This window comes from Corynebacterium sp. LaCa_23, assembly GCF_058182375.1.
In genome coordinates this window covers 1,690,985-1,716,979 of record NZ_CP190825.1, presented here as the reverse complement: position 1 = coordinate 1,716,979, position 25,995 = coordinate 1,690,985, and the positions used below count along the sequence as shown (strand labels likewise).

Annotated in this window: 20 protein-coding genes; 19 read left to right on the top strand and 1 reads right to left on the bottom strand. The window is 59.6% G+C overall.

Annotated elements, in window-relative coordinates:
- The first annotated feature begins 2 nt into the window (after positions 1-2).
- The 15 genes from ACP8IT_RS08225 (at position 3) to ACP8IT_RS08155 (ending at position 16,168) form a co-directional block, all read left to right on the top strand.
- On the top strand, positions 3-1,538 hold the full coding sequence (locus ACP8IT_RS08225; RefSeq protein ID WP_302520333.1) for a UDP-N-acetylmuramoyl-L-alanyl-D-glutamate--2,6-diaminopimelate ligase: 1,536 nt from the start codon (positions 3-5) through the stop codon (positions 1,536-1,538).
- Between the two features lie 2 nt (positions 1,539-1,540).
- On the top strand, positions 1,541-3,070 hold the full coding sequence (locus ACP8IT_RS08220; RefSeq protein ID WP_490289893.1) for a UDP-N-acetylmuramoyl-tripeptide--D-alanyl-D-alanine ligase: 1,530 nt from the start codon (positions 1,541-1,543) through the stop codon (positions 3,068-3,070).
- Between the two features lie 30 nt (positions 3,071-3,100).
- Complete coding sequence (gene mraY, locus ACP8IT_RS08215; RefSeq protein ID WP_005278411.1) at positions 3,101-4,213, top strand: phospho-N-acetylmuramoyl-pentapeptide-transferase; 1,113 nt, start codon at positions 3,101-3,103, stop codon at positions 4,211-4,213.
- Positions 4,214-4,252: 39 nt separating this feature from the next.
- The gene (gene murD, locus ACP8IT_RS08210; RefSeq protein ID WP_490289892.1) at positions 4,253-5,650 is read left to right on the top strand and encodes a UDP-N-acetylmuramoyl-L-alanine--D-glutamate ligase; all 1,398 of its coding nucleotides are present in this window, start codon (positions 4,253-4,255) and stop codon (positions 5,648-5,650) included.
- 25 nt (positions 5,651-5,675) lie between these two features.
- Positions 5,676-7,076 carry an FtsW/RodA/SpoVE family cell cycle protein gene (locus ACP8IT_RS08205; protein ID WP_302520338.1) on the top strand — a complete coding sequence of 467 codons (1,401 nt, stop codon included), beginning with the start codon at positions 5,676-5,678 and terminating at the stop codon, positions 7,074-7,076.
- 20 nt (positions 7,077-7,096) lie between these two features.
- Complete coding sequence (gene murG / locus ACP8IT_RS08200; RefSeq protein ID WP_005283867.1) at positions 7,097-8,206, top strand: undecaprenyldiphospho-muramoylpentapeptide beta-N-acetylglucosaminyltransferase; 1,110 nt, start codon at positions 7,097-7,099, stop codon at positions 8,204-8,206.
- A complete protein-coding gene (murC, locus tag ACP8IT_RS08195; protein ID WP_490289890.1) occupies positions 8,207-9,670 on the top strand; it encodes a UDP-N-acetylmuramate--L-alanine ligase in 1,464 nt (487 codons plus the stop codon).
- A complete protein-coding gene (locus ACP8IT_RS08190) occupies positions 9,670-10,341 on the top strand; it encodes a cell division protein FtsQ/DivIB (RefSeq protein ID WP_005278429.1) in 672 nt (223 codons plus the stop codon). The genes murC and ACP8IT_RS08190 overlap by 1 nt, the downstream gene beginning before the upstream one ends.
- A gap of 310 nt (positions 10,342-10,651) precedes the next feature.
- The gene (gene ftsZ, locus ACP8IT_RS08185) at positions 10,652-12,001 is read left to right on the top strand and encodes a cell division protein FtsZ (RefSeq protein ID WP_023017237.1); all 1,350 of its coding nucleotides are present in this window, start codon (positions 10,652-10,654) and stop codon (positions 11,999-12,001) included.
- A 24-nt stretch (positions 12,002-12,025) separates the two neighbouring features.
- On the top strand, positions 12,026-12,763 hold the full coding sequence (pgeF, locus tag ACP8IT_RS08180; protein ID WP_490289889.1) for a peptidoglycan editing factor PgeF: 738 nt from the start codon (positions 12,026-12,028) through the stop codon (positions 12,761-12,763).
- Positions 12,756-13,454: a YggS family pyridoxal phosphate-dependent enzyme gene (locus ACP8IT_RS08175; RefSeq protein WP_126319402.1), complete on the top strand. Its 699-nt coding sequence runs from the start codon at positions 12,756-12,758 to the stop codon at positions 13,452-13,454. Before pgeF ends, ACP8IT_RS08175 begins: the two co-directional genes overlap by 8 nt.
- Before the next feature lie 103 nt (positions 13,455-13,557).
- A complete protein-coding gene (locus tag ACP8IT_RS08170; RefSeq protein WP_005283848.1) occupies positions 13,558-14,031 on the top strand; it encodes a cell division protein SepF in 474 nt (157 codons plus the stop codon).
- A 94-nt stretch (positions 14,032-14,125) separates the two neighbouring features.
- Positions 14,126-14,416, top strand: coding sequence for a YggT family protein (locus ACP8IT_RS08165; RefSeq protein ID WP_005278444.1), 291 nt, complete (start codon positions 14,126-14,128; stop codon positions 14,414-14,416).
- 208 nt (positions 14,417-14,624) lie between these two features.
- Entirely contained in the window at positions 14,625-15,821 is a 1,197-nt protein-coding gene (locus ACP8IT_RS08160) for a DivIVA domain-containing protein (RefSeq protein WP_023017240.1), read from the top strand.
- A 140-nt stretch (positions 15,822-15,961) separates the two neighbouring features.
- Complete coding sequence (locus tag ACP8IT_RS08155) at positions 15,962-16,168, top strand: zinc-binding dehydrogenase (protein WP_284609075.1); 207 nt, start codon at positions 15,962-15,964, stop codon at positions 16,166-16,168.
- A gap of 353 nt (positions 16,169-16,521) precedes the next feature.
- Here the strand turns inward: ACP8IT_RS08155 and ACP8IT_RS08150 are convergent, their stop codons facing one another.
- The gene (locus ACP8IT_RS08150; RefSeq protein WP_302527129.1) at positions 16,522-17,520 is read right to left on the bottom strand and encodes an HNH endonuclease signature motif containing protein; all 999 of its coding nucleotides are present in this window, start codon (positions 17,518-17,520) and stop codon (positions 16,522-16,524) included.
- 285 nt (positions 17,521-17,805) lie between these two features.
- On the opposite strand from ACP8IT_RS08150, the gene ileS reads away from it, so the two are divergent.
- The 4 genes from ileS (at position 17,806) to ACP8IT_RS08130 (ending at position 25,865) form a co-directional block, all read left to right on the top strand.
- Positions 17,806-20,970, top strand: coding sequence for an isoleucine--tRNA ligase (ileS, locus tag ACP8IT_RS08145; RefSeq protein ID WP_490289887.1), 3,165 nt, complete (start codon positions 17,806-17,808; stop codon positions 20,968-20,970).
- 624 nt (positions 20,971-21,594) lie between these two features.
- Positions 21,595-22,485, top strand: coding sequence for a hypothetical protein (locus ACP8IT_RS08140; protein ID WP_490289886.1), 891 nt, complete (start codon positions 21,595-21,597; stop codon positions 22,483-22,485).
- Positions 22,486-22,916: 431 nt separating this feature from the next.
- Complete coding sequence (locus ACP8IT_RS08135) at positions 22,917-23,882, top strand: intracellular motility protein A (RefSeq protein WP_490289885.1); 966 nt, start codon at positions 22,917-22,919, stop codon at positions 23,880-23,882.
- A 507-nt stretch (positions 23,883-24,389) separates the two neighbouring features.
- Complete coding sequence (locus ACP8IT_RS08130) at positions 24,390-25,865, top strand: hypothetical protein (protein ID WP_490289884.1); 1,476 nt, start codon at positions 24,390-24,392, stop codon at positions 25,863-25,865.
- Positions 25,866-25,995: the final 130 nt, after the last annotated feature.

Genomic DNA, 25,995 nt, shown 5'->3' with positions numbered 1-25,995 from the left:
ATATGTCTGTTTCCTTAGAAAAACTTGCGCAGCTTTCGCACGGACGCGTCATCGGTGATGGCACCGTTGAAGTCAGCGCGTGCGGCTTGGATTCCGCGAGCCTTCCCGAAGGCGCGTTATTTGCGGCCCTTCCCGGCACGCGCGTGCATGGCGCGCAGTTCGTCGGGGATACCAAGGCGGGCGCGGTGCTTACCGATACCCCCGGGCTCGACCACCTCCGCCAGGCCAACGAGACCCGCCCGATCATCGTGGTAGACGATATCCGCGCCGTCTTAGGCCCGATTGCGGCAGAAATCTACGGACACCCCACCCGCGATCTCACGGTCTTGGGTATTACCGGCACCTCCGGCAAGACCACGACTAGCTACCTCCTCGAAGCTGGTCTATTGCAGGCCGGGCACTCCGTAGGCCTAATCGGCACCACCGGCACCCGCATCAATCGCACGCCGGTGCCTACCTCCTTGACCACTCCGGAAGCCCCACGGCTGCAAGAGCTTTTTGCCCGCATGAAGGATGAGGGCGTGACCCACGTGGTCATGGAGGTCTCCTCCCACGCCTTGGAGCTCGGCCGCGTGCGCGGAACCAACTTTGCCGTGGCTGGCTTCAGCAACCTTAGCCAAGACCACTTGGATTTCCATCCCACGATGGAAGAGTACTTTTCGGCCAAGTCCCGGCTATTTCTGGGAGAGCAGGCCGCCGAGCGCGCGGTCATCTGCGTTGATGATGAGTGGGGCGAGCGCCTGCGCGGAATGGTGAAAGATGCGGGCGCCCCGGTAACGACGGTGGCAACGCGTACAGGCGATGCCACGATCTCCGCTCGGCAGACGGCTACCGAAGTGACCGGTGCACAGGAGGTTGACCTCAACCTAGACGGCACCGACTATTCCTTCCGGCTACCGCTGCCCGGCGAATTCAATATCGCCAATGCCTCGCTCGCCCTAGGGATGGCTACTGCGGTGGGCGAAGACCCGCAGGTCTTTTTGACCGGCGTGGAAAACGTCGCCGTTCCGGGGCGTATGGAAAGGATCGACCGCGGGCAGGACTTTGTGGCCGTGGTGGATTATGCCCACAAGCCCGCAGCCATCGCAGCGGTGCTCGATACCCTACGCTTGCAATTGGAGGGCACTTCCGGTCGCGTCGGCGTCGTCGTGGGCGCCGGCGGTGACCGCGATAGCACCAAGCGCCCGATTATGGGAGAGGCTGCGGCCACCCGGGCGGATCTCACGGTGGTGACCGATGATAATCCGCGCACCGAGGACCCAGCCGCAATCCGCGCAGCGGTCATTGAAGGCGCTCGCCAAGCCGCGCCGGACGCCGATATTCGGGAGCAGGGCTCGCGGGCACGCGCCATCGATGAAGTGGTGGATTGGGCGCAGCCGGGCGATGCCATCATCGTCGTCGGCAAGGGCCACGAGGTAGGCCAGCTCGTGGGCGAACGCACCCTGCACTTTGATGACCGAGAGGAAATGGCGCGCGCCATCGAGGAAAAGCTGGCGGGAACGGCGCATCGCGATACTCTTAGGGATACGAAGGAGTAGTAATGATTCCACTTTCTATTGGAGATATCGCCGCGATAACCGGCGGTAGCCTGGATAGCGTTGATGATCCCGATGAACGCGTGACCGGTTTCGTAGAGTTTGATTCGCGCAAGGTCACCAGCGGCAGCTTGTTCGTAGCCCTACCCGGTGCCCGCGTCGATGGCCATGATTTTGCCGAAAAGGCCATAGAACAAGGCGCCGCGGCTGTGTTGGCCGCTCGGCCGGTGGGGGTACCGGCGATCATCGTCAAGCCCCAAGGCCGCGTGACCGGGGATGCCGCCAATGCCGATATTTATGCCAACGATGAGGATGGCTCCGCCGCCGCTGTGATTGGGGCATTATCCGATCTCGCGCGCGAGGTGACTTCCCGTCTCGCCGCGGAACAGGGCTTGGATATCGTCGGCGTTACCGGCTCCGCGGGCAAGACCTCTACTAAGGATTTGCTGGCTACCATCTTCCGCGCCGAGGGCGAAACCGTCGCCCCGCCGGGCTCCTTCAATAACGAGGTGGGCCTTCCCTATACCGCCCTGCGCTGCGATGAGCATACGCGTTTCCTCGTGGCGGAGATGTCCGCGCGCGGCATCGGCCATATTCGCCACCTGACCGAGATCACGGCCCCGACGGTGGGCTTGGTGCTCAACGTGGGCACCGCCCACCTGGGTGAGTTTGGTTCGCGTGAAAATATCGCCCAGGCCAAGGGCGAGCTCATTGAGGCCCTGCCAGCCGCGGCAGACGGCGGGGTAGCGGTGCTGAATGCGGACGATCCCTTCGTGGCTTCTATGGCACCGCGCACGCAGGCCAAGGTGGTCTTTTATTCCGCCAATCGCCCGCAAGCCGCGGATGCGCAGTACTATGCCACAGACATTGAGCTTGATGATGTCGCCCGCCCGTCCTTTACCTTCCACGCCCCCGGCGTCGCGCCGATGGAGATTAAGCTGCAGGTCTTTGGCAAGCACCAGGTCTCTAATGCCTTGGCCGCGGCCGCTGCGGCCATCGAATCGGGCGTGGAACCCGCCGTTGCCGCGCGGGCGCTCAGCGGACACCAGACGAGCTCGGCGCACCGCATGGACGTGCGCACCCGCCGCGATGGTGTCACCGTCATCGATGACTCCTATAATGCTAACCCGGATTCGATGCACGCGGCGATTGCCGCCTTGGCCTATACCTCCGCGGCTCGTCCCGATGCCCGCTCCATCGCGGTGCTGGGAGAGATGGGCGAGCTCGGCCGCGAAGCCGTCGAAGCCCACCGCATCTTAGGCTCGGTCCTCTCTAAGTACCACGTGGATTACCTCGTCGCGGTAGGAGAGGGAGCGCATACCGTAGCCATGGTGGAGGCCGCGCACGCACACGGCATCCAGACCGAACTCTGCCCCGATATTGAGGCCGCGACGGCGGCCGTAGAAAATATCCTGCGGGTCGCCCCTGCCGGGGTGGAGGACTGGTCCGCGCGCGCGGCCAAGGACGTCGTCCTCGTAAAATCCTCGAATGCCCAGCGCCTGTGGCGCGTGGCAGAACAGCTCAATCGCCGTTAGTCCCTATCTCAAGGAGAAAGATCTCTAGCAATGACTCAGATCATTATCGCGGGCGTCGTTAGTTTCCTCGTCGCGATTTTTACCACCCCAGTTTTGGTTCGGTATTTTTCTGGCGTCGGAAAAGGCCAAGAAATCCGCGAAGACGGCCCGCAGCTCCATCTGCGCAAGCGGGGCACCCCGACGATGGGCGGTCTGGCGATCTTGCTGGCCATCACGGTGGCCTACCTCATCGTGGGCATCTATGCCCGCGCGACCGGCAACGGTGGGTTTAGCCCCTCGGGGTTATTGGTCTACTTCTTGACCATGGGACTCGGCGGCCTGGGTTTTGCCGATGACTTCATCAAGCTGTTCAAAAAGCGCAACCTCGGCCTCAATAAAACCGCCAAGCTGGTAGGCCAGCTGGCCATCGCGCTCATCTTCGGCATCCTCGCCCTACAATTCCCGGATGCCAATGGGCTAACCCCTGCCTCGACCAACCTGTCCTTCGTCCGCGACTTCGATACCTTCGATATCGCCGTCGGCGGCGCCGTTATTGGTACCATCATTTTCTTGGTCTTTTTGTACCTGCTCATCGCCGCGTGGTCGAATGCGGTCAACCTGACCGATGGGCTGGACGGCCTCGCCGCAGGTACTACCGCCATGGTGATGGGGGCCTATACGCTCATTAGCTTCTGGCAGTTCCGCAACTCGTGCTCGATTTCCCCGGCCGCTGGTTGCTACGAGGTCCGCGATCCTCTTGACCTCGCGGTTCTCGCAGCCGCGGGCCTGGGTGGCTGCCTCGGCTTCCTGTGGTGGAATGCCGCACCGGCGAAAATCTTCATGGGCGATACCGGTTCGCTCGCGCTCGGCGGCCTCGTCGCCGGCCTTTCTGTGACCACCCGCACCGAGCTGCTGATGATCATCATCGGCGCCATCTTCGTCATCGAGACGGTCTCCGTGGTCATCCAGATCGTGGTCTTCCGTACGACAGGCAAGCGCTTTTTCCGCATGGCGCCCATCCACCATCACTTTGAAAATGGCGGCTGGGCAGAGACTGCGGTTGTCACGCGTTTCTGGCTATTAAGCGCGATGGCCGCGATGGCGGGCATCTGCATCTTCTACGGCGATTGGCTCTCTGCAGTCAGCTTTGGAAACCTGCAATAAAGTTTTGGCACTAGATACTTAAGGATTGAGGCACTCATCATGGCTGAGCTACCACCTTTTCTGCGCGGGCGCGTCCTCGTCGCAGGAGCCGGCGTCTCTGGCCGCGGGTGCGTGGCGATGCTCGCGCGCCTCGGCGTGGATACCACCGTCGCAGATTCCAATGCCGCGGCCCTAGCGGCCTTGGCGGAAGAGTTTGGCGTGGCTACGGTATCGACCGACGCTCCAGCACCGGGTGAGTATGACCTGGTGGTGACCTCGCCGGGATGGCGGCCCGATTCCACCCTCTTAGATTCCTTCCAGGCCACCGGCGTGGAGGTCATCGGCGATGTCGAGCTGGCCTACCGCCTCGACCGCGCCGAGGTCTTCGGACCGCAGCGAACCTGGCTCGTTGTCACCGGCACGAACGGCAAGACCACCACCACGGGAATGCTGACCAAAATCATGCAGGCCGATACCGCTCGCACCGGGCTGCGCGCGCAAGCCGTGGGCAATATTGGCGTCTCGCTTTTTGATGCCCTGACCGCCTCCCCGCGGGTCGACATCCTGTGCGCCGAGCTTTCGTCCTTCCAATTGCACTGGTCCAGCGAGCTTCGCCCCGATGTCGGCGTGCTGCTCAACGTGGCCGAAGACCACCTAGATTGGCACGGTTCCTTTGATGCCTATGCGAGCGCCAAAGCCAAGGCCCTGCACGGCACCCGCGCCGTGGTGGGCAAAGACGATGCTGCCGCGGGCCGCTATGCCGCTGGAATCGACGGCGTATACGGCTTTACCGCCGGCGAACCGGCCACTGGTGAGGTAGGGGTGAGCGCCGGGCGCTTGGTCTCCAGGCTGGAAGGCGAGGACGCCTTAGATCTTGCCTCCGCCGAGGGCATCGAGCCGGCGGGCCTTGCGGGTGTCCTCGACGCGGCGGCGGCCGCGAGCGTGGCCCGCTTGGCAGGCGCTAGCCCCGCCGCCATCCAGGAGGGCCTGGCCGCCTATGCGGTGGCCGGTCACCGCGGGGCCGTGGTCCACGAGCACGGCGGGGTGGCCTATATCGATAACTCCAAGGCCACCAACCCGCATGCGGCCGATGCCGCCCTAGAAGGCTTCAATTCGGTGGTCTGGGTCGCTGGCGGTCAGTTGAAGGGCGCGGATGTAGATGAGCTCATCGCTACCCACGCCGCGCGGTTGAAGGCGGCGGTGCTGGTGGGCATCGACAAGAGCATCATCGCCGAGGCGCTGGCCCGCCGCGCCCCGCAAACCCCGGTTGAGCTCATCGAGGATACCGATCCGCAGGCGGCAATGAATGCTGCCGTGGGCGCCGCAGCGCAACACGCCGAGCCGGGCGATACCGTCCTCTTGGCGCCGGCTGCGGCATCGTTGGATATGTACACCGGAATGGCCCAACGCGGCGACCTTTTTGCCGCGGCGGCGCGGGATATCGCCCGCGCGCATTAGACCTTTTTCAAAATTAGGAGACTTCATGACGGCCACCTCCCCGCAGCGCCCCCGCGCAAAGAGCACGCGCGAGCGGATTAATGACGTGCGCGAACAAGCCCGCCAGCATCCCGGCCTGGATTATCTGCTTTTGCGCCTGATTATCTTCTCGCTCATTGGCATCGGCGTGGTCATGGTCTTTTCCTCGTCCATGGCCACGTCGCTAACAGAAGATGGCGGCGTGTGGAACCAGGCGCTGCGCCAAACCGCCATGGTCATCATCGGCTTGGGTGCGTTTTGGCTCGGCCTCAAAGTTTCCCCGCATACGCTGCGCAAATTTATCCCGTGGCTATTGGCCCTTTCCATTCTGCTGTTGATCGCGGTGCTCATCCCTGGCATCGGTACCGGCCGCGAGGAGGTGGGCTCCCAGTCGTGGATCTACATTGGCCCTATTTCCCTGCAGCCCTCCGAGCTGGCACGCATCACGGTGGGCATGTTCGGCGCCTCGGTGCTCGCGGATAAGAAACACCATTCCCTCAAGCTCTCGGACCCGTTCATGATGTACTCGCTCATCGCGGGCCTCATGTTCCTGCTCATCGTGGGGCAGGGCGACTTGGGCATGGCCTTGTCCTTCGCCCTCGTTGTGGTCTTCACGCTCTTTTTCGCCGGCGTCAACAGGCGGGTGCCCATCATCATCGGCATCCTCTGTGTGCTGGGCCTGGTCGCCGTCTTCCTCATCGGCGGCTTCCGCTCCCACCGTTTCCACACCTATTTCGATGCCCTCTTTGGCAATATCTCCGATACCCAGGGCACGGGTTTCCAGTCTTACCAGGGCTTTCTCTCGCTTGCCGATGGCGGCTTCTGGGGCGTTGGCCTCGGCCAATCCCGCGCCAAGTGGTTCTACCTGCCAGAAGCCAAGAATGACTTCATCTTCGCCATCGTGGGCGAGGAGCTCGGCCTGTGGGGCGGCGCGCTAGTGATCATCCTTTTCGCAGCCTTGGGCTACGTGGGCCTGCGCACCGCCACCCGCGCGCAGAACCAATACCAATCCCTGCTGGCCGCGACGCTAACCATCGGCGTGGTGACCCAGGCGTTTATCAATATCGCCTACGTCGTCGGCTTGCTGCCGGTGACCGGTATTCAGCTGCCGATGATTTCCGCGGGTGGTACGGCCGCGATTATTACGATTGGCTCGATGGGCATCTTGTGCAACGTGGCCCGCCATGAGCCGATGCAGATTTCTGCCATGCAGAACTTCGGGCGCCCGCTATTTGATCGCCTCTTTTTCATCGGCGAGCCGGAGCCGCCGGCGGCGAAGAAGAAATCGCGGGGCCGTCACTCCCAGCCGCAGGGTGCCCGTCCGCGGGTGCGCGACGAGCGCTACGGCCGGCCGGTGACCGGAAGCGGGCGGAGGTATCCGCGCGCCGAGCACCGCCCGAGGCGGTAGGCGCTGGTAGCCTTTAGGCTATGAATTCCACGCCATTTTCCGTCGTCCTTGCAGGTGGCGGCACTGCAGGACATATTGAGCCCGCCCTTGCCGTCGGTGAAGCTTTGCGCGAGCGCTACGGCGCCCGGATTACCGCATTAGGGACCGAAAAGGGGCTGGAAAGCGATATTATTCCCGCCCGCGGCGTGGACCTGCGCCTGATTACCCCCGTGCCGATTCCCCGCAAAGTGAGCACCAACCTGGCCAAGCTGCCCGTCAAGCTTGCGCGGTCCGTCCGCCAGGCGCGCAAGGTCTTAAAGGACGTCGAGGCCGATGTCGTCTTTGGTACCGGTGGTTATGTCTCCGGGCCGGCCTATATCGCTGCAAAGACCTTAGGCATTCCCTTCTATGTCCTCGAGACCAACGCCCTGGCAGGCATGGCCAATAAGCTGGGCGTCAAGCTCGGCGGCATTGGCCTTAATGCCCACGCCAATTCGGGCATGGAGGGCGAGGTCATCGGCATCCCGGTGCGCCCCAGCCTGGCCGCGTCTGCCGCGGATAAGGACGGGAATACCGCCGCGGATGCCCGCACGAAGTGGGACTTGGCGCAGTTGCCCACCATCCTCATTACCGGCGGTTCCCAGGGTGCGGCCAGCATCAATGGCGCCGTGGCGGGCGCAGCAGAGGACCTCACCAAGGACTTCCAGCTGCTGCACGCCTATGGCAAGAAAAATGATCCGCCTAAGCCGCACCCGAACTACGCCGCATTGCCGTACATCGATGACATGGCCGGTGCGCTCGCTGCGGCGGACCTTGTGGTGTGCCGTTCGGGCGCGATGACGGTGGCAGAGGTCTCTGCCGCGGGCCTTCCCGCCATCTACGTCCCGCTGCCACACGGCAATGGCGAGCAAGCGCTGAACTCGCGCGAATTGGTAGAAGCCGGCGCTGCGGTGCAGATTGCCGATGCCGAATTGGGCGCCGATCGCCTCATCGAAGAGGTCCGCGCCATCCTCGATGATCCAGAGCGCCTGAAATCCATGACGCAGGCCGCCGCCCAGTCTAAGGCGGGGGATGCGGCGAATATCATCGCTGACCGCATCGCCACCCGCGTGCAGGACGCAGAACTGCAGGCAGGAAAGAAGGATAAGTAAATGACCGATCCCGCACAGTACGATCTCAGCCGCGTCCACCTTATTGGCATCGGAGGCTCTGGAATGTCGGGTCTTGCCCGCATCCTTGCCGCCCGCGGTGCCGTCGTGACCGGCTCCGATGTGAAGGACTCCACCCCGGTGGAGGTATTGCGCTCGATGGGCGCCAAGGTAGCCATCGGCCACGCTGCGGAAAACCTCAAGCTTTCTGGCGAGCTGCCCACCACCGTCGTCACCTCCTTCGCGGCGATTCCGCAGGATAACCCGGAGCTCGTCGCAGCGCGGGACAATAATATCCCGCTCATTCGCCGCTCGGATCTGCTCGCCGCGCTGATGGAGGGCCACACCCAGGTGCTGTTGGCCGGCACGCACGGCAAGACCTCAACGACCTCGATGGCTGTCAGCGCCATGCAGCACGCGGGCTTGGATCCCTCCTTTGCCATCGGCGGCCAGCTCAACCGCGCCGGCACCAACGCGCACGGCGGCACCGGCGAGGCCTTCGTTGCCGAGGCCGATGAGTCCGATGCCTCGCTCTTGCGCTATAGCCCCGATATCGCCGTCATCACCAACGCGGAGCCGGACCACCTCGATTACTTCCACTCCGCGGATGCCTATTTCAAGGTCTTTGCGGACTTCGCGGACCTGGTCACCCCGGATACCGGTTACCTCGTCGTCTGCGCGGAGGACGAGCACGCGGCCGAGATCGGTGAGCAGGCGCTTAGCCGCGGCATCAACGTCATCGGCTATGGCGGCGCGGAAAAGGCCCGCACCACCTCCGCTCCGCTTGCCGCGACGCTGACCGCGGAGGAAACCACCGCCGCTGGCATGGCGTGTACCGTGCAGCTGTCCCTGCCCGGCGTGGAGGAATCCGTGAGCTACCAGCTGCAGATTCCCGGCCACCACATGGTGCTTAACTCCATGGCGGCGCTTATCGCCGGCGTGTTATCGGGTGGCGAGCCCAGCACCATCGCGGAGGGGCTTGCGGATTTCAGCGGCGTGCGCCGCCGCTTTGAGTACCGGGGCAGTGTGGATTGGCAGGGCGGCAGCGTCCGCGTCTTTGACGATTATGCCCACCATCCCACCGAGGTTGCCGCGGTGCTGCGGGCCGCGCGTGCCAAGGTCGCGGCCGAGGGCAATGGCGGGCGCGTCATCGCCTGCTTCCAGCCGCACCTGTACTCGCGCACCATGGAATTCGACGCCGAGTTCGCGCAGGCGCTTGCGCTTGCCGATGCCGCCGTTGTACTCGACATCTACGGCGCCCGCGAGCAACCCGTGGAAGGCATTACCTCCCGCATTATCACCAATAAGATGCCGGAGGAGATGGAGGTTATCTTCGAGCCAGACTTTTCCGCCGCAGCCAAGGACGTGGTCTCCATCGCGCAGCCGGGCGATATCATCTTGACTATTGGCGCCGGTTCCATCACCCTCGTGGCCGCGGAAATCCTCGATGAATTGCGGGCCCACTAGTGCGGGTGTCGAAGAAACTCATTTTCGGCATCATCGGCGGCTTGCTCGCCCTCGTGCTGGTGGTGGGAGCCGCGGTATGGGCACTGCCCATCTTCAAGGTGAAAAACTTTGAGGTGGAGGGCGTGCACCAGCTCGATGCCGCCCAGGTACAGGAGGCCGCGGGCGTGCCCGAGGGCGAAAACCTCTTGCGGGTGGACGCGCACGAGGCCGCCAGTGGCGTTGCGAGCCTGGACTGGGCGGATTCGGTGACGGTCTCGCGCGATCTGCCCTCGACCTTGACCATTTCCGTGCAGGAACACAAGCCCGTCGCCTTCGTGAAGCGAGACGACACCACCTACCTCATCGATGACAAGGGCGAGGAATTTACTTCCGCAGAGCCGCCTGAAGGTGCGGTAGAACTTACCGGGGACATCGACAGTGGCTCCTCCGAGGCCCAAGACGCGGTGGCTGCCATTGCCGCACTTTCCGATGACGTGCGCCACCAAGTCGCCACCCTCGAGGTCACCGATTCCTATTCTCTGCAGTTCACTACCAAGGATGATCGCCGCATTTTCTGGGGTGCGAGCGATAAAAATAACGATGATAAGGCCCGCGCCTTCGCCACCGTGCTGAAGATGGAGGGCCGAGAATGGAATATTTCTAACCCCGAATTGGTCACTACCCGCGGATAGGGTAGATACCTCGGTGGAGGCTGAGTCAGACCCGAAAATTTCCCTGCCGCGCCGCGCCCGAAGCGTATGCGCTGCAGGGTCTTTTATTTTCTCTTTTAGGTGGTGTCAATGGTGCGGAAGTGGCGGACAAAACCGCAGGCCAGCAACCCTAAAGTGGTACTTGAGAGTCCCGACACGCGTAAAATGAGCATGAAAATTACAGGTGTGTCGTTAAAGATGGAGGGGAACGCGATTCACGCTCGTGAAGCGCATACAATCCTCGTTTAATGCACGTGCAGACTTAAAGTAGCGAAAGGTGAGACCTGCTCACATGATCTCTTCCAACAACAATCTCGCGGATATCAAGGTCGTCGGCGTCGGCGGCGGCGGCGTCAACGCCGTGAACCGCATGATCGAAGAAGGCCTGAAGGGCGTCCAATTCGTCGCCATCAACACCGACTCCCAGGCGCTGATTTTCTCCGATGCCGATACCAAGCTCGACATCGGCCGCGAGGCCACCCGCGGATTGGGTGCTGGCGCCAACCCTGAGGTGGGCAAGACCTCTGCGGAAGACCACAAGTCCGAAATCGAGGATGCCCTGCAGGGCTCCGATATGGTCTTCGTTACCGCCGGAGAGGGTGGCGGCACTGGTACAGGTGCCGCCCCCGTTGTGGCTTCCATTGCGAAGAAGATGGGCGCGCTGACCGTGGGCGTTGTCACCCGCCCCTTCAAGTTCGAGGGCGCGCGCCGTACCCGCCAGGCCATGGCCGGCATCGAGGAGCTGCGCGAGGTTTGCGATACCCTCATCGTTATTCCAAATGACCGCCTGATGCAGCTCGGTGGGGAAGAGCTTTCCATCGTGGAAGCCTTCCGCGCGGCCGATGAGGTTCTGCACAATGGTGTCCAGGGTATTACCAACCTGATCACCATCCCGGGCATGATCAACGTTGACTTTGCTGACGTTCGCTCCGTCATGTCTGATGCCGGCTCCGCGCTGATGGGCATCGGCTCCGCACGGGGCGATAACCGCGCCATGACCGCCGCTGAGCAGGCCATTAACTCGCCGCTATTGGAATCCACGATGGAAGGCGCCAAAGGCGTGCTGCTGTCCATCGCCGGCGGCTCCGACTTGGGCCTGCACGAGGTCAACTCCGCGGCCTCCATGGTCGAAGAGCGTGCCGACGAAGACGTCAACCTCATCTTCGGCACCATCATCGATGACACCTTGGGCGATGAAATCCGCATCACTATCATCGCTACCGGTTTCGACGCCGAGGCCAATGCCGCCCAGGCCGCATCCGCCCAGCGCGCCCCCGAGCAGCGCAAGCCCGGCTCCCTCTTTGATAACCGTGACCGCGAGTCCGGCAACTCCGCCACCCCCGCACCTGCCCAGCCCGCCGCCGATGACTACGCACCGCGCCACTCCTATGAGCCGCGCGCCGGTCAGGGTGGCGTGGAGGACCGCCGCGCTGATGAGCGCCGCGTAGACGATCGTCGCTACGACGACCGCCGTGTGGAAGAACGCCGCCCCGAGGAGCGCCGCACCGAATCCACCGGCCTGTTTACCAACTCCGATCGCTTCCGCGAGGAGCGCCGCGAAGACTACCGCCTGTCCCGGCCAAGCCAGCGCCGCGATGACGATGGCGACGACGATCTCGATGTGCCGTCCTTCATGCGCTAAGCGCAAACCGCTACGCTGGTGTGCATGCCAGTAAACGAGGAACATCGCACCAGCCGCCCCGTCCGCATGGTTTTTACTAGCCGTGCAGGCGGGGCGTCTGCATATCCCTATGAGTCTTTCAATCTTGGCGGCCACGTCGGCGACGAGCCAGCCAACGTCGCGGCCAACCGCGAGCGCCTCTTGCGCGTGACCGGGCTCGAGAACATCGTATGGATGGAACAGCTCCACACCAATACGGTCACCATTATCGACGGCCCGCACGAGTCACCGGTTCCAGCCACGGATGCGGTGGTGACCACGCAACGCCGGCTTGGCCTTGGCGTCCTCGTCGCCGATTGCACTCCCGTGCTGCTTGTCGATGTCCCCGCCGGCGTCATCGCCGCCGCCCACGTCGGCCGGCTCGGTGCCCGCAACGGCATCGTGGTCAATACCGTGCGCGAGATGCAGAAACTTGGCGCTCAGCCGGAGCGAATCCAGGTGGTCATGGGACCCGCCGCATCCGGGAAAAACTACGAGGTGCCAGAAGAAATGGCCAACGATGTCGAACGGCGCCTTCCCGGCTCGAAGTGTAGGACCGCGAAAGGGACGTGGGGCATCGACGTGCGCGCTGGGCTTATCCGCCAATTGATGGGCCTGGGCATTACCAATATCGATTCGGATCCGCGCTGCACCATTGAGGACACGGATTTCTTTTCTTATCGCCGCGAAGGAACCACCGGCCGCCAGGCCGGTGTGATTTGGTTGGAGGCTAATCATGAGTAACCGGAAACAAGAACTGGCAGATAATCTTGCCGCAACGAAGGAACACATCAGCGCCATTGCCGCCGAGCACGACCGCCCATCACCGCAGCTATTGGTCGTGACCAAGTTCCACCCCGCAGAGGATATCGCCCTTCTAGCGGAGCTCGGGGTGGAAGATGTAGCGGAAAACCGCGAGCAAGAAGCCCGGGCAAAGGCGCAGAAACTAGACCAGCTGCGCTTTCACATGATTGGCCAGATTCAAACCAAGAAGGCCAACCACGTCGCGCGGTGGGCCGCCAGCGTGCATTCGGTGGATTCGGTGAAACTGGCCAACGCGCTTGACCGCGGCGTGAGCCTGGCCAAAGAGCGCGGCCAGCGAGAGTCCAACCTCCCGATATTCATTCAGGTTTCTGCCGATGGCGATACCTCCCGCGGTGGAGTAGTCCGCGAGGAGCTGGATGAGGTCATCGAGGCTGTCGAAGCGGCGGAGCACCTAGAATTCGCCGGGCTCATGGTGGTTCCTCCCCTCGATGCCGATGCGCAGGAGGTATTTTCTACGGTGCGCGCAGACGTGGATCGCCTGTCCGAGCGCCTCGGCCGGCAGCTTAAACTATCGGCCGGGATGAGCGCGGATATGGATGCGGCGATTGCCGCGGGGACGGATATTGTGCGTGTCGGAACCAGCATCATGGGAAAGCGCCCAGTAGGTTAAAAATATCGCAAAAGCGCATTTCACAGCGTAAATCACATGAGTCACATCATTCACATTTGCGCGCTTGAACTTGAACAAATTTAGGTCAGAGGGAGACCCAAAAATGTCATTCATTGATAGGACGAAGAATTTCTTCGGGCTTGGTCCGATGGATTTCGAAGAAGACGACGCCTACTACAACGACGAGCCGCGCTACGCGGGCAACGGAGCTGCCACTTCTGCGGCCTACGCCCCGCGCCGCGCCCCGCAGGCTTACGAGCCGGCCCCAGCGCCAGCGCCCGTCGAGGAAAAGTTCGTTCCGACTATCGTGGCAATCTCCCTGACCTCGTTCAACGACGCCGCCAAGGTGGGCGAGCCCTTCCGCGATGGCGATGCAGTGGTCTTTGAGCTTACCGATGCCGAGCGCGGCACCGCCAAGCGCTTCATCGACTTCGCCGCAGGCCTCTGCTTTGGCCTGGAAGGCCGCATGCTCAACCTGTCGAAGGGCATGGACACCCAGCGCAAGGTATTCGCCGTCGTGCCTAAGTCCGCCGATATTGCCAAGCCTGAACTAGAGCGCGCCGCCGGTCTGCGCTAGGTTCGCGGGCTAGGTATAACGACGCACATCCCATTAACCCCCGTACGGTGCGCAATGCGCACGTGCGGGGGACTATTCGATAGGCTGAGTAATCGTGACTGAAATTGGAATTATTCTCATCTTCTTGGTGAGGGTTTATACATGGGTATTGATCGCCCGGATTATTATCGAGATGATTCAATCCTTCTCGCGGCAATTCAACCCGCCGCGCTGGTTTATGATCATCGCTGAGCCCCTTTTCGCCATCACGGATCCGCCGGTCAAGGCGCTGCGCCGGGTCATTCCTCCGCTGCAGATGGGCGGAATCGCGCTGGATGTTTCCGTCCTAGTGCTGTTTTTCATCCTGTCGTTCCTGACGCTTTTCCTGCAGGTAATTTTCTTGTAGGACGACCCCGCATCACCCCGTAACCTGTGGTAGACATTGAGAGTCAGCGTTACGTCCATTATTGTGGACTTTCGGTTACAATAAAATGCGATAATCCGTATCATGAACCACATATAACTTTGTGGGGAAGGTTTAGATAAACTGGAACCGCAGCTCCTAAGGCCCTGGAACCTCCGGGGTTCTATCAACTCGAAGGGGAAGACAAGTCATGCCACTGTCACCAGCTGATGTACACAACGTCGCGTTCAGCAAGCCGCCAATTGGCAAGCGTGGCTACAACGAGGATGAGGTAGATCAGTTCCTCGACCTCGTTGAGGACGCCCTTGCCCAACTGCAGGATGAGAACGAAGACCTGCAGGCGCAGGTGAGCGATCTTAGCTCCGGCGCCAAGGCCGGCGGAGCAGGGGCTGGTGCCGCAGCCGCCGCAACCTCTGGCGCAGATGAAGAAGCTCTGCGCAAGGAGATTGAGGCCAAGCTGCGTGCTGAGTATGAAACCAAGTTGGCAGATTCCAAGTCCGAGGTCTCTCGCGCTAAGGAAGAAACCAAGAAGGCCCAGGAGCAGGTAAAGGCCGCCCAGGCCGAGGCCGCAAAGGCCAAGGAAAGCGGTGCCGATGCCACCGCAGCTGGCGCCACCGCCGCCGCTAATACCGCTGAGCTCAAGGCAGCTCGCGATGAGGCCGCGAAGGCCAAGAAGGAAGCCGAGGAGGCTCGCGCAGAGGCTAAGCAGGCCAAGGAGAAGTTGGAGTCTTCCCAGCGCGAGAACGAGAGCCTGAAGAAGTCCGCTTCCGCCGCTGGTTCCTCCAACTCGGCTGCCTCCAGCGCCGCAGCGGCCGCTGCCGGTGCTGGTGCGGCACAGGGCGCAGATGGCTTGGCTACCCCGGATACGCACATGCAGGCAGCCCGCGTTCTGGGCTTGGCCCAGGAGATGGCGGACCGCCTGACCTCTGAGGCTCGCGCAGAGTCTGAGTCCATGCTGTCTGAGGCCCGCACGGCGGCAGAAAAGCAGCTTTCCGATGCCGACTCCCGTTCCAAGGCACAGCTTGCCGAGGCGCAGAAGAAGTACGACGCTCAGGTGCAGGATGCAGAAGCCCGCTCCAAGAAGCTGGTTTCTGAGGCAGAGTCCAAGGCTCAGCAGACCGAGTCCGATGCTTCCTCTCGCGCCGAGGCCCAGATTCGTCAGGCAGAGGAGAAGGCCGCATCGCTGCAGGCCGATGCCGAGAAGAAGCACACCGAAGTCATGAACACCGTCAAGCAGCAGCAGACCGCCCTGGAGGCGCGCATCTCCGAGCTGCGCACCTTCGAGCGCGAGTACCGCACCCGCTTGAAGACCCTCCTCGAGTCCCAGCTGGAAGAGCTCGAGACCCGCGGAACCGCCGCACCAAACGGCGATGCCGGCAAGAACTAAGTAGCCGGTTGGCAGTAACTAAGCCAAAATAGTTATCCGTAGCGCCCACGCCTCTAGGGGAGTGGGCGCTATTGTGGTTTTATCCACCTCGCTATGATTGTTCCCATAGCTACTTTTAACCCCCTCTGAGAGGAACTGACATGCTCGTTGCTGCCCTCGTCCTTGCCCTTGTGGCCTTCGTGGCTTTGGTGACGTATGTCTTAAACACCGCCGATTGGGCGTTGTACCTCGTTTTTATTGCAGCGGGCTCCGGTATCGTGTTGTTTATTATCGATTGGGCGCGCAAGTACCGTGCGGATAATAACGCCCTTGAAGAAGACCTGTCTCAGGGCTGGAAGCAGAACTAGGCCCAGCGCCGTCCAGGATCGCTCAGCCTCGGTCAGACTGGGTCAGGTAGGGTCAGGCTGGTCTAGATTCGGCCATGTTCCGTCAGAAGTATTAGCTCCCGCCATTGCGGCATGCCAAAGTAGGCGCATGGCGGCGCCTTGTCTAACCGGTGGGTCCAACGCCAGTGCTAACCGCACTAACCGCACCACCCCAATTGCCCGCACCGCCCGTAATCAGCCGCACCATCTGCGGTTTACCGGGTCGCGGTTTCCTCAGTTTCTTCGGATCCCTCAGATTCCCCGTCTGAGTCGTGAATCCCGTTCCTGCGGCGGTCTCCTCCGAGGATCCACCACGAACCCCGTATAACATTTATCTAATCTGGGGGCTCCCACCGGATAGTTCCATGCCGGCGGACGAGGTGCCCGCGCAGTGGCGGGGCATTGGGATCATCGTCGTTGACCCCGTTGTGGTAGGCGCAGGCTGTGGATAAGTTACCTATGTTGGTCAATCCACCGTGCAACCACGGCTCCAAATGATGAATCTGACATTCGTCAGCGGGCTTATTGCACCGGGGCCACGGGCAGATTGGGTTTTCTGCAGCGGCCATCAGGCGTTGTTTCGCATTGGCAAAGCGCTCCGTGCGGTACAGGTTGACCGCTCCCTCATAGGGACTAATAAGCGTAATCAACCCGCGATCCTTAAGCGCGCGCTCGAGGTACTCGGCGCCGGTAAGCGTAGCGCCATTGGTCATTTGGAGTTGGATTTCCTCGCCATCGCCGTTGATGATGCGCACGTAGTCATCCAAGTTGACCAGGACATTGGTCATCACCGTGGTCTTGACGGCGGTACCGCCACCGAAAAAGGTCTGTTCCACCGCCTCGAGCGGCTTTTTGCCGCTCTCTTTTAGCGCGGCATGAAGGTCTGCAATAAGCGTGGAGCGCGCATCGATGGCCAGGGTCCACGGCGCGTTCTTGCGGCGAATGATGCGCACCCCAGGCTTAACCTTCTTCTTTTTCGCAGGTAGCTTAGATTTTGCCAGTTTTTCTAGGTCCGCCGTGCCGGCGTTGGTAGTGCAGAGCTGCTCGCGGAGAAGCCAGGCATCGAAAAGCGTGGGCATCTTGCGGGCATACTTTTCGATGATGGACAACGCCACGATGGAATGACCATTGCGCCGGGCACCGTCCATGGCTCGCCGGCGTCGGCCGGTGAATTTGGTGTTTCCGCAATAAGACTCTTTGAGCAGGATAAGCTCCCGCGCCGTGTGCTCCGGCGCACCATGCGCCCGCAGATCGTCCTCAGACAGGCCAGCGCACCCGGCGACGATATCCATCCCCGGGGCCATAGCTGCTAAGTAATTCTCGAGCGCGGTCATGCTTCATAATCTATGGCCGCGCGCAACCGCGTACAACAGGAAAATTTCTACCTGTGGATAACTTTTGTGCACAGCGTTCTTGTGGCGCTATACTGGCGGGCACATGCGATGATCCGGCCATCACCGGGGGAGCAATTCAGAAGAACGGCCATAAGGCTCAGTAGAACTGAACGGGTGGGACCGTTATCTCCTTCACCGAAACGAAGCGGAGCTTTTAGCTCAAGCAGGGTGGTACCGCGAGCCATTGGCCCGTCCCTGCATCAAGTTACAGCGTGAAGGAAGATAATGGTGAAAAAGGTTTATCCCAAGGTCGATATGACCGGCGGCTCGAGCCGCTTCCCGGACATGGAAGAAGAAGTCCAGAAGTACTGGAAGCAGGACGATACGTTCCAGGCTTCTTTGGAAAAGACCAAGGACTGCCCCGAATACATCTTTTATGATGGCCCTCCCTTTGCCAACGGCCTACCGCACTACGGCCACCTGCTGACCGGTTACGTCAAGGACATCGTGCCGCGCTACCGCACGATGGCCGGAAATTACGTCCCCCGCGTCTTCGGCTGGGACACCCACGGCCTGCCGGCGGAGTTGGAAGCGGAAAAGCAGCTGGGAATCACCGATAAAGCCCAGATCGAGGACATGGGCCTGGACAAGTTCAACGAGTACTGCGCTAAGTCGGTGCTGGAATACACCGATGAGTGGGAAGATTACGTCAACCGCCAGGCGCGTTGGGTGGACTTTGATAATGGCTACAAGACCATGGATATCAACTTCATGGAATCGGTCATGTGGGCCTTCAAGGAGCTGTATGACAAGGGCCTAATCTACAAGGGCTTCCGCGTGCTGCCGTATTCCTGGGCGGAGCATACCTCCTTGTCCAACCAGGAAACGCGCTTGGATGATTCCTATAAGATGCGCCAGGATCCCACCTTGACGGTGACCTTCCCGGTCGCGGGCGCTCGCGAGGGCACCGCGGCGGAGAAGACGCTGGCGGATTACCCCGCGCTTGCCGATGCCTCCTTCCTCGCCTGGACCACCACCCCCTGGACCCTGCCGTCCAACGAGGCGCTGGCGGTTCACCCGGAGGTCTCCTATGCACTGTTTAAGGCCACCGACGGCGAATTCGCCGGCCGCACGTTCATCATGGCCGAAAACCTGCTGGGCACCCTGGAAAAGGAACTAGGTGAGGCCGAGGTGCTGGACACCTTCACCGGCGCGCAGCTCGAGGGCTTTAAGTACGAGCCGATCTTCGGCTTCTTCCCAGACCTGCGCAATGCTTATCAGGTACTGTTGGCGGACTACGTCACCACCGAAGACGGTACGGGTGTGGTCCACCAGGCACCCGCCTTTGGTGAAGACGATATGAATACCACCAATGAATACGACATCGAGTTGGTGGTCCCAGTGAATGAGGACGGCAAGTTCACCTCCCAGGTCCCGCCATACGAGGGTCAGCTGGTCTTCGATGCGAATAAGTCCATCATCAAAGACCTCAAGGCCGCTGGGCGAGTGGTGCGCCACGTCACCATCGAGCACTCCTACCCGCACTCCTGGCGCTCGGGCGAGCCGCTTATCTACATGGCTCTGCCTGCTTGGTTTGTGAAGGTCACCGAATTCCGCGATCGCATGGTGGAGCTCAACCACAACGAGATCGAGTGGTTGCCGGAGCACATCCGCGATGGCCAATTTGGTAAGTGGCTAGAAGGTGCGCGCGACTGGAATATCTCGCGCACCCGCTACTGGGGCGCGCCCATCCCGGTGTGGATGTCCGATAATGACGAGTACCCGCGCATGGACGTCTACGGCTCTTTGGACGAGCTGGAGAGGGACTTCGGCAAGCGCCCGGAGTCGCTGCACCGCCCGCACATCGATGAGCTGACCCGCCCCAACCCGGACGATCCCACCGGTAAGTCCACCATGCGCCGCGTGCCGGACGTACTGGACTGCTGGTTCGAGTCTGGCTCCATGCCGTTTGCGCAAAAGCACTACCCGTTTGAAAACAAGGAGTGGTTTGAAACCCACTCGCCGGCGGACTTCATCGTGGAGTACTCCGGGCAAACCCGCGGCTGGTTCTACCTGCTGCACGTGCTGTCTACCGCGCTCTTTGATCGCCCGGCATTCAAGAAGGTCGTGGCCCACGGCATCGTCTTGGGCAATGACGGGCTCAAGATGTCCAAGTCCAAGGGCAACTACCCGGACGTCAATGAGGTCTTTGACCGCGACGGTTCCGATGCCATGCGTTGGTTCCTGATGTCCTCGCCCATCCTGCGCGGCGGCAACCTCATCGTCACCGAGCAGGGCATCCGCGAGGGCGTGCGCCAGGCGCTGCTTCCCATCTGGAATGCGTATACCTTCCTGCAGCTCTACGCCGAGCAGGAAGCTAAGTTCGATACGAGTTCCACGCACGTGCTTGACCGCTACATCCTGGCCAAGACCCACGATCTTGTGGCCAATGTCGATGCCGCGCTGGCGGGGACCGATATCGCCACCGCTACCGAAGAGGTTCGCCTTTTCGCCGACGTGCTGACCAACTGGTACGTCCGCCGCTCCCGCGATCGCTTCTGGGGCGGCGAGGATGCCAACCCGGAGGCCTTCAATACCCTCTACACCGTGCTGGAGACCACCACGCGCGTGGTGGCCCCGCTGCTGCCGCACGTCGCCGAGGTCATCTACCGCGGCCTGACCGGTGAGCGCTCCGTCCACCTGGCGGACTTCCCGAAGGCCGAGGACTACCCCGCGGATGCGGACCTGGTTTCTGCCATGGACGCCACTCGCGCGGTGGCATCGGCTGCATCCTCGGTGCGCAAGGCTAATAAGCTGCGCAACCGCCTGCCGTTGCCGAAGCTCACCGTGGCCTTCGCGGGCTCGCAGAGCCTGGCGGACTTCGCGGACATCATTCGCGACGAGGTCAACGTCAAAGAGGTTGAGCTTACTGATGATGTCGATTCCGTCGGCACCTTCCAGGTGGTTTGCAACGCCAAGGTTGCTGGCCCGCGCTTGGGCAAAGATGTCCAGCGCGCCATCAAGAACCTCAAGGCGGGCAACTACGAGCGCCGCGGCGATGAGGTCGTGGTAGACGGCGACATCGTCTTGAGCCCTGAGGAATACACCGAGCGTTTGCAGGCTGCGAACCCGGATTCCACGGCCCGCATCGAGGGCTTGGATGGTCTCGTCGTCCTGGATACCGAGGTCACCGAAGAACTCGAGGCCGAAGGGTGGGCCGCCGACGTCATCCGCGGCCTGCAGGATGCCCGCAAGAACTCCGGCTTCGACGTATCTGACCGCATCTCCGTGGTTCTTGCCGTGCCCGAAGACAAGAAGGAGTGGGCGCAGTGCCACGCTGACACCATCGCAGGCGAGGTACTGGCTACGGAGTTCTCCGTGGTCACCGAGCCGCTTGCGGATGCCCACGATATCCTCACCGGAGTCACCGCGACCGTAGCCAAGAACTAAGAGCGTACAGCTCCACCCCGAAGCGGCCCGGCCGGATGCTTTCTACAGCGTTCGACTGGGCCGCTTTGTTCACTTGCGAATCAGTGCGTCCAATAGGACGGAAAGTGAAAACAAGATACGAGGTGGTGTGCCAATTGCTTAGTGCATCGACACTAGGCAGATTGGACCGCCAGCCAAAGATCTTGTTGATGAGCTAACCCAACGCGAATGGAAAGTTACTGAGGAACAGGTCGGTCCAGTGCTTAGGAACATTGCTAGCGGAATCGTAGAGATCTGTGGAAACAGGGATCAGACTACATCCTGCGCATCGAGAGTTTGGGTTAGTTGCCTTTTGGAACCGGGGATGGGGCAATTAACAAATCAACTGCTGAAGATGTGCCATTGGATGGGGGTGACTGGGAGCGAAAAGAGCACCCCTAACAGTGGGGAGGAAGCAAAATTATCGACGAAAAATGCTTTGGGATCATACGCGTTTATGGTTAACTGAGGTCAAGGTTAATAACGCTAATAGCACGATAAATGTCATGCTAAGCCGTATCTGCGGGAATGTGCTTTCTTTTGAACTGTGAACCCACATCGTTGCGTATATGACCCAAAGTCGTCTGAACTCTCTGGAAGATTTGTATGAAACTCAATAAGCGTATTTTTGCTTCTGCCGCTCTGTCCGTATCCCTCGTTGCTCCTGCTGTAGCTCCAGTCGCTTTGGCTGACGAGGCGCCGACTCACACGAAGTGTGAGCAAAGGTTCCAAAAAGGCGCTGATTTCAATGGCGCTCCTGAGATTATTGTAGCTGCGCACCTCAACAAGAATTGTGGCTTGAGTCCTGAGGAAATTGGGAAGTTGAGCCCAGAGGAAGTCAAGACCGTCGCGAAAGAGCTGAAGGACTCCAAAGGAAGGCCGGCTCTAACTGAAGCACAAATTAATAATGTGAAGCAGCCAAATTCGTTTGTTGTCAAGCCGTATTTGGATGGTTTGGCAAATAAGCCGAAAAAGGAACAAGGTTCTGACGAGCAGAGCGTTGAGAAGAAAACTTCAATCTTGGCCAATGACATTGCTGCCGGTGAGCGTGAAGTAACCGGGCAGGCATTCGTCGTTGGTGCCGATAAGCAATCGGTAAAAGCTATCTTCCCAGGCGGCAAGGAAGCGACAGTTGAACTCGGAGACGGAATTGTCCTAGAAGAAGGACTGCGATTGGTGGAATTTACTATCGCTGTTCCAGAGGGTGTTGAGCTGAAGGCAGATGACCAAGTTTCCTTCGTTACGGTTCCATCGAACGGTAAAAGCACGACCATCATGGTTGGTGCCGCCGAAGAGGCTGACAGCAATGAAGAGAGCGCCCCTGATGATGCAGTGGGTAGCTCTAAAATCGGTAAGGTCTTTGGTGTAATTGCAGGCCTTGGTGGCCTGGCTGCTTTGGTTGCAGGCGCTACCCATTGGTTGAACCAGAACCAGGACTTTGCTCACTTCTTGCAGCCACTTCGCGACTTCTTGGCACAGTTCAACATCAAGTTCTAATTCCGTCTGAATTTGCTTGGGCTCATGCCTTGGCTATGATTCGGACAATAGCTAAACCGGAGCTCTCTTTGCGGAGGTGCTCCGGTTTCTTTTGGTTAATAGGGGCAGGGAAGTGGACTTTGGTTGTTTAGCTTCAGCCTCGTGCTATTTCACGTACCCAGCAATCATCCCCTATTGAGCGGAGCTTGCTACTGGCGATTGTTTCACTGCACTACAGGCGCAGCGATTGAGTGATTTCGCGCACTTTTTGGTGGTGGATATTTTGAATGGAAAACCAATATGGTTTACTAATCTTACGTTTAAAAGCGTAAATGGCGCGATAAAGATCGTGTTATCCCACTTTCTACGGAGTCTGTCCATGCTTTCCATTCCTTGAAAGCACATCTTGGCGTATGGGGCCCGTAGCTTGTAGTTCCCCTTGGAAGGTTCGTATGAAACTCAATAAGCGTGTTCTCGCTTCTGCAGCTCTCTCTACGTCTCTCGTAGCTTCTGTTGTCCCCCCAGTTGCCTGGGCTACTGATGGCCATGTCAACTGCGCACAGGATTCCGATGATGGGGGCGATCCTCATTCTGGATTCAATGTCAATGATGCAGATTATCTGCAGCCAAACTGCGAGTTGAGTCAAGGTGAAGCCTCTCAGCCTGGCGTTGAAGAAGAGTTCAAGCAATTATTGCCTTCTGAGGTTGTTGGGGGAGCAGAAGGCAGCGACGTTTCCTTCGGCGATAACGGCGAGAATCTTGCTGATGTCGAACAGCAGTCTGGGCAGCCTCTATCGGTGAATGAAGTCAAAGAGGGGGATAGGGTGATCACTGGCTCTGTATATTTGCTCCCAGGTGAGCAGAAGATAATTCAGGCGCATTATCCAAACCGGACCGTTGCAACTAAAGTGCTAAACTCTGACGAAAAGTCCGGTGAAGAAGGTAAACCTTCTGGAGGTAAAGTTGTCACCTTTACATTCGATGTTCCTGAAGACTTGCAACTAAAAGCCGGAGATGAAATAACAGTTTCCAGGCTTATTGATATCGCAGAAGAGGATGCCAATAAAGATAAACCCGTTAAAGTCATTGTTAAGGCGGCTGACAAGGGTAATGGTCAAGCTCCAGGGGGTGGCGCTGGCAACAATCCGTCAAAGCCGCCGGTTCCAGGTGGTAATGAGAATCCGCAAAAGCCGCCGGCTCCGGGTGGTGGTGAGAATCTGCCAAAGCCGCCGACTCCAGGCGGCGGTGCTGGAGAGGACGGCTCTAACTTTGGCAATATCTTTGGCGTAGTCGCTGGTCTTGCTGGTTTGGCTGCTGTGGTGGCGGGTATCGCTAAAATCTTCCACCCGAACTCAGGTCTCGTTCGCTTCTTGCAGCCGCTGCGAGACTTCTTGGCACAGTTCAACATCAAGTTCTAATCCTGTCTGAGTTACCGGATGAGCGCGGGTCCGGTGTCCTGACCGTGTCTGGGTTAGGAACTGAACCGGAGCCCCCTTCGTGGATGTGCTCCGGTTTCCTTTTGATGAATGGGCCAGGAAAGCGGATCTTGTCTGTTTAGTTCTAGTCTCGCATTATTTGGGGCACTTTGTGATCTGCGATGTGTATGTCGCCCAGGCTGAGTATCAATCTGGCGCGTGTGGTAGGGCCTGAAGTAATCCTTCAACGCCCCTGTTAAACGGGGTTCGCTACCGGAAAAGTTACGCTTTACTACAGGCGCGGCCTTCAAGTGATATCGCACACTTTTCCGGTTTGAACCTTTTGAACGAGAAACCAATATGGTTTACTAATTCTACGTTTAAAAACGTAAATGGCACGATAAGGTTCGTGTTATCCCACTTTCTGCGGTGTCCGCTCATGCTTTTATTCCTTGAAAGTAAAACGTGGCGTATGGGACCCGTGGCTTGTAGTAACCTTGGAAGGTTCATATGAAACTCAATAAGCGCGTTCTCGCTTCTGCAACTATGTCTGTGTCCCTCGTTGTTCCTGCTGTTGCCCCAGTCGCGTGGGCTAATGATACGCATGTAAGCTGCGAACAGAGCTTCCGCCCGGGAAGCGATTTTGACGGTGATGCAAACGCCAAGGTCGCGGAACACTTGAAGCGGAATTGCCATCTGACCGCAGAACAGATTTCTAAGCTCAGCATTGAAGATTTGAAGTCGGTGGCTAAAGAGCTGAAGAGGGCAGACGGTACTCCCGCCATTAGCGTTGAGGAGATTGAGCAGTTGACTACTGGGCAGGTCAACTCTGAGGCACAAAATAATAAAGCTGCTGATGAGGCCGACGAACCCGGCGAAACTCCGGGGAATGGGGCTGGTGGTGAACAGCAGTCTGCGGATACTCTAACGGTGAATGCCGTCAAAGCGGGCGCTAAGACTGTTAGTGGCTGGGTGTTTTTGCTCCCAGGGCAGAAGAAAACAATTGAAGTAAGATTCCCCAACTTCCTCACTGCAACTACCCAAGTGGAACTTCCGGAAAAATCTGGTGAAGAGGGCAAACCCTCTGTAGCCGGATATGTCCCTTTTGAAGTTGCCGTTCCTGAAGGTACTCAGCTTGAGCCAGGCCAAAATCTATTCGTTTCTCCGGCTAAAGACCCCTCCAAGCCAGGGGTCAAAGTAGTTTCCACTAAAGTAGTTGTTGAACCTGCGGATGTAGCTGAAGATGAAGGCCAAGGCCCTGAAAGCCCAGGGGGATCTGACCAATCAGGTGCCGGTAGCGAAGGCTCCGAAACCCCCGAAGACCCAGATTCTGGAGACTCTGTGGACGAATTCCCGGTTGATGTTATCGCGGAAGTAAATGACCTCAAGGAGGGAGACAAGAAGGTCACCGGAAAGCTTCGTTTGCTCCCAGGTCAAAAAGAAGAAATTGAGGCTTATTTCCCGGGCGGAGGTCATCAGTCAACTGTCGTAGAGCTACCGAAAGACCCTGCAAAGAAGGGCCAAGCATCTGAAAGTCAGCTTGTTCCCTTTGGCATCGATATTCCTGAAAGCGTTCAGCTAAAGGCCGGACAAAAGGTAACCGTTTCTCCAGTTCCTACCGTTACGGATCCGGAAACTGGTAAATCCAATAGTGTAGAGGTGGTCGTTAAGGCTGCTGATAAGGGCAGCGAGTCGCGACCCGAGCAAACCCCTGATAACGGTAAGGGCCAGACTCCAGGTAACGACGGTAGTGAGAAGCCGGGTAAGCCACAGGGCCCAGGCAACGGCGGTAGTGAAAAGCCGGGCAAGCCTTCGGTTCCGGGCAACGGCAGCGGAGGGAGCAGCTCTAACTTCGGTGCTGCCTTTGGCGTAATTTCTGGTGTGGTTGCTTTTGTGGCAGGCGTTGCCAAATTCTTCAACCAGTTCTCTGGCATTGCGCGCTTCTTGCAGCCACTGCGTAACTTCTTCTCACTGTTCAAGTTCTAATCACGCCTGAATTGGCGGATGAGCAGAGTAGTGCGGGTATGTGTCCCGGACTAGGTATCAAACAGTGACCAAACCGGAGCCCTCCATGAGGAGGCGCTCCGGTTCTGTGTTTTCGGGCTACATTTTGCGG